Raw genomic sequence first — 2,668 nt, forward strand, 5'->3', positions numbered from 1 at the left:
CCTTATTCAGGACGGGACAGCGTCAATAGAAAGGCCGCCTGGATTCAGGCGGCCTTTTTCGTTAAAAGCCCGTCAGTGGACACTGACAGTACGGGCCTGGGGCTGTTCGGCGGTTTTGGGCTGTGCTGGCAGGGCAGGGTGGTGGTGACGGCGGGAGATTCTCAGGACTCCCCACAACATGGCCGCTGCGACGGTTACCCAGCCGAGCATCAACAGTGCAATTATCGCTACAAGGCTCATCAGTGCCTCCTTCGCCCGTTCGGGCTCACTCACTTCGTCTTTCCAGATTCAGTCTAGACGTTGCTGTGTTTCAGTCCATTGACCAAAGGTCGTGTGGGGTCAGTCATTTCGCTCTATCACGTCAGGCAATCTGCAACGAAAGGCTATACCCACGTCGGCGTGCGACCTATGATCAGGGGCCCTGCCAGGTGTCGAGCGACCTGGCGATTGACCAAGAGAGTGAAGATGTTCAAGGGATCGACAAGTTTGCGAACGGTACCGTGGCGGCGCTTGTGGCTGATGGGCGCATTGTTGCTGGGGTTGGGCGGTTGTGCTGGCGGTGGTGTTTCGCCAGACGTCCGGCAGTTGCCGGAGCGGGTTGAACTCAATGCCGTGCCGTTCTTCCGGGGCGAGGCCTATCAGAGCGGCACCATGGCCCTGGCCACCATGCTTTCGCAGCAGAGTGTCAGCGTGACGCCGGGGTTGCTGGAGAAACCGCTGAAATTGCCAGGCGCCGAGGACGGCCTTGAGCGCAACATGCAGGTCCTGGCCCGTGAATACGGCATGGTGGTCTATCCACTGGACCCTGAGCTGTCGGCGTTGCTCGCCCAGGTCGCCGCCGGGTATCCGGTACTGGTGCGGTTCAACGAAGGTCGGGTGTGGTCGACCCCGCGTTATGGGGTGCTGGTCGGTTACAACCGGACCAAGCAGACCGTGCTGTTGCGCGCAGGCATGAGCCGTCGGCTGCCGATGAAATTCAGCGCCTTTGCTTCGGCCTGGAAGGGCGCCGGCAGCTGGGCGGTGTTGATCCAGGCACCGACGCAATTGCCGGCCCAGGTCGATCGGCAGCGCTGGCTGAAAGCCGCCAACGACCTGGCCCAGGCCGGTCAGGAACAGGCTGCGGCCCAGGCCACGAAGGCCTTGGCCGGGCACTGATGGCAATGTTTGCATCAGGCTGCGGGGGTTAGATCCCCAGCTTGTCCCGCAGTGTGTAATACCAGGCTCCCAGGGCGGTGAACGGCGTGCGTAGCAATTGGCCGCCGGGGAAGGGGTAGTGCGGCAGGTCGGCAAAGGCGTCGAAGCGTTCGGCCTGGCCGCGCAGGGCTTCGGCCAGCACCTTGCCCGCCAGGTGGGTATAGGTCACGCCATGACCGCTGCAGCCCTGGGAGTAATAGATGTTGTCGCCCAGGCGGCCGACCTGCGGCAGGCGCGACAGCGTCAGCAGGAAGTTGCCGGTCCAGGCGTAGTCGATCTTCACATCCTTGAGCTGCGGGAAGGCCTTGAGCATTTTCGGCCGGATGATCGCCTCGATATTGGCCGGGTCCCGTGCGCCATAGACCACGCCGCCGCCGAAGATCAGGCGCTTGTCACCGGAAAGACGGTAGTAGTCCAGCAGGTAGTTGCAGTCCTCGACGCAGTAGTCCTGGGGCAGCAGGGATTTCGCCAGCGCATCGCTCAAGGGCTCGGTGGTGATCACCTGGGTGCCGCAGGGCATCGACTTGGCGGACAGCTCCGGCACCAGGTTACCCAGGTAGGCGTTGCCGGCAACGATGATGAACTTGGCCCTGACCTTGCCCTGTGGGGTATGTACCACGGGATTGGCACCACGCTCGATGCGTACTGCCGGCGACTGCTCGTAGATCGTTCCACCCAGCGACTCGACCGCGGCGGCTTCGCCCAGTGCCAGGTTCAGCGGATGGATATGACCGCCACTCATGTCGAGCATGCCGCCCAGATACTGGTCGCAGCCGACCACTTCACGAATGCGCCGCTCGTCCAGCAGTTCGAGCTGGGTATGGCCGTAGCGTTCCCAGAGTTTCTTCTGGGATTCGAGATGGCCCATCTGCTTCTTGGTAATGGCGGCGAATACACCGCCGTCCTTCAGGTCGCACTGGATGTTGTACTTGGCCACCCGCTCGCGAATGATCCGGCCGCCTTCAAAGGCCATCTGCCCGAGCAACTGCGCCTGTTTGGGGCCGACGCTGCGTTCGATGACATCGATATCGCGGCTGTAGCTGTTGACGATCTGCCCGCCGTTGCGGCCCGACGCGCCGAAGCCGACCTTGGCGGCCTCCAGCACCGTGACCCGAAAACCGTTCTCCAGCAGGAACAGTGCGCTGGACAACCCGGTATAACCGGCACCGATCACGCACACATCGGTCTCGACGTCATCCTGCAAGGCGGGGCGTTGAGGGACCGGATTCGCCGAAGCGGCGTAATAGGACTGGGGGTAGGGGGTGTTCGCCATCCTGCAACCTCTGTTTTATATTTTTTACGAGTGGCCTGATCCTACCTCAGATGAAATACCCCCGCCAGCCACCCGGGGAAAAAGCCGATTCGTCCTGGGATTAGTAAAAAATACGCGTATTCAACGGGTTAGCGAAACAAAGGGGTTGACACCTTTGAGAAAATCCGCAAAATGTCGCCCCACAGCAGGCACGTAGCTCAG

General features: G+C 61.6%; 3 protein-coding genes. 2 read left to right on the forward strand and 1 reads right to left on the reverse strand.

Features of this window, described 5'->3' with window-relative positions:
- A partial coding sequence (locus tag CWE01_RS33710) for a hypothetical protein (protein ID WP_218274305.1) occupies positions 1-297 on the forward strand: 297 nt, incomplete at its 5' end.
- Between the two features lie 222 nt (positions 298-519).
- Positions 520-1,155 carry a peptidase C39 family protein gene (locus CWE01_RS33165; RefSeq protein ID WP_371315538.1) on the forward strand — a complete coding sequence of 212 codons (636 nt, stop codon included), beginning with the start codon at positions 520-522 and terminating at the stop codon, positions 1,153-1,155.
- Between the two features lie 28 nt (positions 1,156-1,183).
- Here CWE01_RS33165 and CWE01_RS33170 read toward each other — a convergent pair whose 3' ends face one another.
- Positions 1,184-2,467 carry an FAD-binding oxidoreductase gene (locus tag CWE01_RS33170; RefSeq protein WP_100944762.1) on the reverse strand — a complete coding sequence of 428 codons (1,284 nt, stop codon included), beginning with the start codon at positions 2,465-2,467 and terminating at the stop codon, positions 1,184-1,186.
- Between the last annotated feature and the right edge of the window lie 201 nt (positions 2,468-2,668).

It is taken from the genome of Pseudomonas sp. QS1027 (assembly GCF_002814235.1).
Taxonomy (GTDB): Bacteria; Pseudomonadota; Gammaproteobacteria; order Pseudomonadales; family Pseudomonadaceae; genus Aquipseudomonas.